This is a genomic window from Dysgonomonas sp. 511, assembly GCF_010501105.1.
Classification (GTDB): Bacteria; Bacteroidota; Bacteroidia; order Bacteroidales; family Dysgonomonadaceae; genus Dysgonomonas.
On the sequence record NZ_QVMQ01000057.1, the window covers coordinates 1 to 5,740 of the forward strand.

Annotated in this window: 7 protein-coding genes and 1 pseudogene; 2 read left to right on the top strand and 6 right to left on the bottom strand. The window is 33.0% G+C overall.

What is annotated here, in order from left to right; genetic code table 11:
• The first annotated feature begins 217 nt into the window (after positions 1–217).
• Positions 218–682, top strand: a complete 465-nt coding sequence (locus tag D0T57_RS14915) for a relaxase/mobilization nuclease domain-containing protein (RefSeq protein ID WP_163274271.1) — start codon at positions 218–220, stop codon at positions 680–682.
• Here D0T57_RS14915 and D0T57_RS14920 read toward each other — a convergent pair.
• The 5 genes from D0T57_RS14920 to D0T57_RS14940 all read right to left on the bottom strand — a co-directional run bounded on the left by D0T57_RS14920 (position 633) and on the right by D0T57_RS14940 (position 4,287).
• Complete coding sequence (locus D0T57_RS14920) at positions 633–1,148, bottom strand: hypothetical protein (RefSeq protein WP_163274272.1); 516 nt, start codon at positions 1,146–1,148, stop codon at positions 633–635. The two genes, D0T57_RS14915 and D0T57_RS14920, sit on opposite strands and share 50 nt — an antisense overlap.
• A gap of 32 nt (positions 1,149–1,180) precedes the next feature.
• The gene (locus D0T57_RS14925) at positions 1,181–2,449 is read right to left on the bottom strand and encodes a hypothetical protein (RefSeq protein WP_163274273.1); all 1,269 of its coding nucleotides are present in this window, start codon (positions 2,447–2,449) and stop codon (positions 1,181–1,183) included.
• A gap of 12 nt (positions 2,450–2,461) precedes the next feature.
• Complete coding sequence (locus D0T57_RS14930) at positions 2,462–3,244, bottom strand: hypothetical protein (protein ID WP_163274274.1); 783 nt, start codon at positions 3,242–3,244, stop codon at positions 2,462–2,464.
• A gap of 121 nt (positions 3,245–3,365) precedes the next feature.
• On the bottom strand, positions 3,366–3,614 hold the full coding sequence (locus D0T57_RS14935; protein WP_255490630.1) for a PH domain-containing protein: 249 nt from the start codon (positions 3,612–3,614) through the stop codon (positions 3,366–3,368).
• Between the two features lie 121 nt (positions 3,615–3,735).
• Positions 3,736–4,287 (bottom strand): site-specific integrase, encoded by a 552-nt coding sequence (locus D0T57_RS14940; protein WP_163274275.1) that lies wholly within the window; start codon positions 4,285–4,287, stop codon positions 3,736–3,738.
• A gap of 460 nt (positions 4,288–4,747) precedes the next feature.
• On the opposite strand from D0T57_RS14940, the pseudogene D0T57_RS15950 reads away from it, so the two are divergent.
• Positions 4,748–4,900: pseudogene (locus D0T57_RS15950) on the top strand (site-specific integrase); the annotation flags it as partial.
• Here D0T57_RS15950 and D0T57_RS14945 read toward each other — a convergent pair.
• Positions 4,869–5,636: a hypothetical protein gene (locus D0T57_RS14945; RefSeq protein ID WP_163274276.1), complete on the bottom strand. Its 768-nt coding sequence runs from the start codon at positions 5,634–5,636 to the stop codon at positions 4,869–4,871. The pseudogene D0T57_RS15950 and the gene D0T57_RS14945 sit on opposite strands and share 32 nt — an antisense overlap.
• Positions 5,637–5,740: the final 104 nt, after the last annotated feature.

A 5,740-nucleotide genomic window follows, 5' to 3' on the forward strand; every position in this document is an offset into this window, starting at 1 on the left:
TATCTTAGTCTAAAGAATACAAAGATGAAAATTGAAATCCGTTCGCACGAAAAACCCCTATAACTAACTATATTTCAAATGTTTCAAAGAACGATTGCGGATTTTTAGTGGACACTAATGAGGTAACTATTTAAATTTTATTCATTCTAGTTTTTAGAACTGTTTTAGAGATAATTTTTTCTTCCGCGAAGCGATAGTAGCGGGCTACTTGAGCTGAGTGAAGGTCTATAAGCACGAGGATATCGACCGCAAACATATACATATAGTTTCTATCCGTGTAGATGAAATGGGCAAAAAGATAAATGATTCATTCGAAAAGAAACGTTCGGATAATATTCGGAAGGAACTGGAAAAGAAGTACAATCTATTGTCGGCTGAAAAGCAAAGGCAATCGTATAATCTACCTCATAAACGGGTAGATTATAGAGCAGGAGATGTAAAAAAACAAGTTTCTAATGTAGCGAAAGCAGTGATGAAGTCATACAATTTTCAGAGCCTTAATGAATACAGGGCTGTGCTATCATTATATGGTGTAACGGTTGAAGAGGTAAAAGGTGAAGTTCGGGGTAAAGCCTATAATGGATTGGTTTATTCGGCATTGGATAAGAAAGGAGAGAAAGTAGGTAGTCCATTTAAAGCATCATTGATTGGGAGAATTGTTGGCTATGATGTGCTCCCTTAAAACGCATCCTTAAACGATATGTCGGTGAATTTCTGTTAATACAAATGATTGTGTCTAGCTGCATAAATTGATATTCAGGCTTCGGTTCAAAATGTACTCTTACGTCCTTTTTGTTGTATGATGCTGGCAAGTCAGAAAATTTCACAATACTACCAGATAACTTTTGGGGGTTATTATCAAGATACAAAGTCGCCCCATAATATAATTCTTCTTTAATATCTCTATTGTTTATTTCTCCATTCCAATCTACGATTTGGATATTAGCAACAAAAGGCGAAGAATCCGAAACAAAAATTACATCAAGAAGTTTATTTCCTAAATATCCCAACATAAATAAAATAACCGGAGAAATAATAATAACTAGCAGATAATATTTATGACTACTACAAAAGTGTTTTCCTTTTACTGCATCGTGAGGACATCTCCCTATTTTTCTTTGATTAAATATTATGGCTTTACATTTCATAAATTTGAGAGTAAAATGATGACAATGTTTATCTAATAGTTATCATATTCAAAATCATCAAAATCGTTCAACTCAAGCGAATGTATATAATCGCAAGCAAAACTACCTAAGGGATTTTTAGAATTAGGATTTAAATAAACATATGTATTTATATTAGTAGAATCCGGATTTTTACCTTTTATGCAATTGTCTTCTAAAAAAATAATTCCAGACAAATTGTTTGTAACTTCAAATGTTGTTTGTTTCCCATTAAACTTCGAATTAAATGCACTAAAAGGTGTGGAATCATTTATATACTGACAAAAAACTCTTCGTGCTAATGAGCGGTATAGCATTTTGTTTCCTTCATCAAAATTTAGCAGCACTTGATTATACCAAGGGAAAGTAACAAGAACTATTAATGAGGGTTTGTCTTTTATAAATTTGTTTGCATAATTAAATACGAGTTTGTGATAGTTGAGCGCATGGCGGAATGGGTGATATGTCCTCATTGCTGACATTACACCTCTATCCCACAATATTTTGTAAGATAAATTTATTATCTTACTATTAATATGACTTGTTCCTATTGCTCGTATTGCGTTAAGTAATTCTTCTTTTAATTCTGGAGGCAGTGTTTTTATCACATCTTTAAAGTTTTCACACGATATTGATATGCCATGTTTTTCTCTAAAATCAACAATTGCATTATCCAATATACTCCATAACTCCACCTTTAATTCGTCTTTTAGATTTGCACGGTTTAACTGGAAATCATCATATGGAACATCTAAAGCATATTCTTCAGATATGTGTATGTATTTAATTCCAAAAAAGGTCTCGATTTCACGATAAATTCCTTTAAGTATTTCAGAAACATTATCTTTAAAGCACTTAACATCAAAATAGACACCAATATCTCTAATCAAGCCATCAAGATTACTTTCTGATTTTCCTAACTCCAAAGCAAATGTTCTATTTTTATCAATATCAACATTCGGTTCAACAGGACACATCAACAAAGTGCTTTTATTTAGTATATCATAAGCTGCGAGTTCAGCATACGCACCTTCCCAATTCTTATTGTCAGCTATCAAATTAGCTTGTATAATAATCTCTTTTAGTTGCTCGGGATGCATTCTATATATATCATTTAGCCTTCTAAGCCGTTTGGAAAAATTGGCTTTAAACTCCTCATATTCTCCGGGGTGATTTAATGCACCAATAAGATTGTTAGTTGTGTCCTTAGACACATCAAAGGCAGTTGCATTAGTTCCAAAAATACTTTCAAGGAGATTTGAATAATTTTGTAATGCCGTCATTTGTTATTGCTTTTATTGTGATAATTCTTTTTCCGCAAGTATTTCTGTAAAATTAATACTACCTGTATAACATTCATTTAATGAAAGAGGTAGAAAACCATCCGTTTCAAAAACATCAAAAAAATCTGGAGTGCAATTCTTATACAGATCATAAACAGCCTGATATTTCTTTTGCACTTTTTCAATCGGATAATTATTTTTCAAATACTCGATTTCACGGAAAAATCTCAAATCTTCGTCAATTCTGAAATAGGTATCTGTTTCGTGCAACATATCTATATTGATTGGTAGAAGACCCTTCGTATCGCGATATAAATTAACAAAAGACTGACATAAAAGCACATAATCATATTTTTCATCAAGTGTTATTTTGTTGAAAACGATAACCTCCTCATGCAATCTTTTGTCTATGTACAGTCCAAATCCATTTAATCCGGATTCGTCTTTATATGTGTCGATTAATGCCTCTCCATAATATGCCTGAAAATTACGGAGTTCTTTAAAGTGAAACTCTCCATAGGTGATGATGCCCTTAAAGAACACATTTATCCAATTCAATTTATAGAACAATTCTTGAGCATATTCTATTAAATAAGTTACATAGTAATGTGTTGGCCAGTTCTCGTTTCTGTTGAATACTAAAATAGTATCGGAAAAAACGATAACTTGTAGCGATTCATGCTTAAAGACGTTTAGGCTATCAATTATTTCAAAAATCTTATCAACTTTATTTGATTTAGACTTAACCATACTTTCAAACCCAAGTATATCTATGTATAAAAAAGCTCTCTTCATAAATGTGTTTATTATCTGGTTGCAAAATTACCTATAAAAAAACACCTAACGAAATTGTTTATCAGATGTTTTTCAATAACTTATCTAAAGTCGTTTATCATCAACTCCTTCATGCTTCTAGCTATCCTATCTGTGTATTTATCTCCCGCCGGAAAGCAAGTGGATCGGCGATAAACGGGTATGAACTTGTAACGCCTCCGGTAGTAACCGTAATCGTTCCGAAGCCGAATATCCGTCCTAAAACACTTTGCTTTATATGCAATCCCTCACACTTTGCCAGTACCAAATCGACCGCACGGCGACTGATTACGCCTGTTTTCAGGATTACACGTTTGTTGGTTACGGCATAAGCCGAACCTATTTTTACCATTATACGCTGTATTAATGATACTATTCCGATAAATAACAGAAATATCTTAATGTATTGTTGATAACGAAGCTAATCGGCGAATAATGATAGCTGGTTTCTAAATCGTTACCTGTCTGCAAATTCAACTTTGTAATGCGCTGGAATATATATGGTTAAAAGATTCTCTATGTCTTGCCATATGTGTTGTCAAATTCTTCTCAATTCCACAGGATGCAGCAATATCTTTGAGGTAAGAATTCATATTCGCATTACTGTAAAAGGGAAGACATACACCTGTGTCAATACATTTGGGATGATCCTTATATTTCTCCAATATCTTGATGGCCGGTCCAAGCAGGGGGACATTAGCTGTACATCGAGTTTTGTTTTTCTTCATTTTATGGCGACCTTTCCGTATCCACATCTTACCGTTATTATCTGTTAGGATATCTTTATAAGTAAGCTCTTTGGCATCCGTAAAGGCCAAGCCGGTATATGTGCAAAAAATGAAGGCATCTTTTACAACCCTAAGCCTCTCTATTTCGAACTCCTTGTCTTCTATTTTTTGAAGTTCTTCTTTTGTGAGAAAGGTTGGGTCGGTTTCTTCTTGAACATATTTACATCCGGCAAACGGGTTCTTTTTCATTAAACCCTGGTCCAGTGCCATATTTACTATTTTTTTGAAGCATTTCATATACCTTACAATCGTGTTATTACTCAAAATAGATTAAGATTGCTGTAGAGGTGCGTTCGGCATGGGTTACTTCAAAATAAGTCAATATGCCTTCGGGTAATAATAGTTCGTAGCCTGTTTCCATAGGGGTGAGCCTGATAAACCTGCTTTTTGATGCTTTTTTTTGCTTTTTTTCAGAAACGCAAAACCCCTGAACTTCATTGAAATTCAGGGGTTTACGTGATTTTGCTTTCTTTCAAAGTGGTGCCACCAGGAATCGTCATTTTGACTTAAGTGGCTGTGTTTCTTATAGATATGTTTTCGAAAAAGAAGTAATCTCCCGCTATTGCTCCACCAAATTTTTGCACTACTTTGCGGCGAAATTCTTCACATCACATTTCCTATTGCAAATATAGCAGGAATCATCCTTATTTGGAAATTTAATTGATTATTTTATATGTTGATTTTTTAATGGAAACCTCATTCGTTCGCATCGGTAATTGCACTTGCCAATAATATTTCACTGCCGAATATGGCTAAAATGCTCGGACATTTTTCTACTCAAACGGCACAACATTATGCAAATGTACAAAATCAAAATATTATGGAAGAGATGATGGAAGTTTATTTTTAATTCTATTATGTTGATATTTAATGTCCGCAACATTATCATCATATGTTCTTTCATAAACGCTTAAGTTAATATTATAGTTAAACTGATTACCAATGATGAATTGAGAATACATTTGAGGGTAAAAGAATAAATTCTTATTAACGATTTCTACTAAATCTGCATTTTTAGTAATAAACTTACCCGAATAATATGCTTCTGGATTTTCTCTTATCAAATACTTCATTCCAAAATACTCGCAGATATCAAAAAGCCATATATATTTATCTTGGAATGCCTTTCCAGTATGTTTGATTATGGATTTATGTGCAAAATCATATATTTCGGAAATATCTGGATTGAGAAAAAAGGGATTTATAAACCACAAGTTATCTTGGCCTTGAACCAAGTAGTGTGAAATTGTAAAATAGTTGATATCTTTTATTGACAATATGGCATTTAATACAGATTTATGAATGACAATTCTTGGATAAATTGCGATTTTCTGTTCAATGGTTGCAGCCTGGACTAACCCTTCGCTAACTATTAAATAATTTTTATCACTAATTTCAGAGAAATGATTACCATATCCCACACCTCCTCTAAATAATATGCCAAAACTATTAACCCAAGAAATCAAATTAGAAAGCCGGAATAATAAATCCTGAAAATCAGATCCATACATTATAATAGAATCTGAAAATATTGCGAATTCCATATCCGAAGTTGAATTTTGCAATAAGGGATCTTGTTTTCTCATTTCAACTCACTAGTGTCCCATTAAAATTCGTTATTAAAAATCAAATAAACTTGGCTCATTAGAGTCGCCTGGTTCTTTGTCATATTGAAAATTAGTTTTGTTAA

Bases quoted from the DNA above. Each gene is read 5' to 3' on its own strand.
- D0T57_RS14925 (WP_163274273.1), bottom strand. From the start codon at position 2,449: ATGACGGCATTACAAAATTATTCAAATCTCCTTGAAAGTATTTTTGGA.
- D0T57_RS14940 (WP_163274275.1), bottom strand. From the start codon at position 4,287: ATGAAATGCTTCAAAAAAATAGTAAATATGGCACTGGACCAGGGTTTA.
- D0T57_RS14930 (WP_163274274.1), bottom strand. From the start codon at position 3,244: ATGAAGAGAGCTTTTTTATACATAGATATACTTGGGTTTGAAAGTATG.
- D0T57_RS14945 (WP_163274276.1), bottom strand. From the start codon at position 5,636: ATGAGAAAACAAGATCCCTTATTGCAAAATTCAACTTCGGATATGGAA.
- D0T57_RS14920 (WP_163274272.1), bottom strand. From the start codon at position 1,148: ATGAAATGTAAAGCCATAATATTTAATCAAAGAAAAATAGGGAGATGT.
- D0T57_RS14935 (WP_255490630.1), bottom strand. From the start codon at position 3,614: ATGGTAAAAATAGGTTCGGCTTATGCCGTAACCAACAAACGTGTAATC.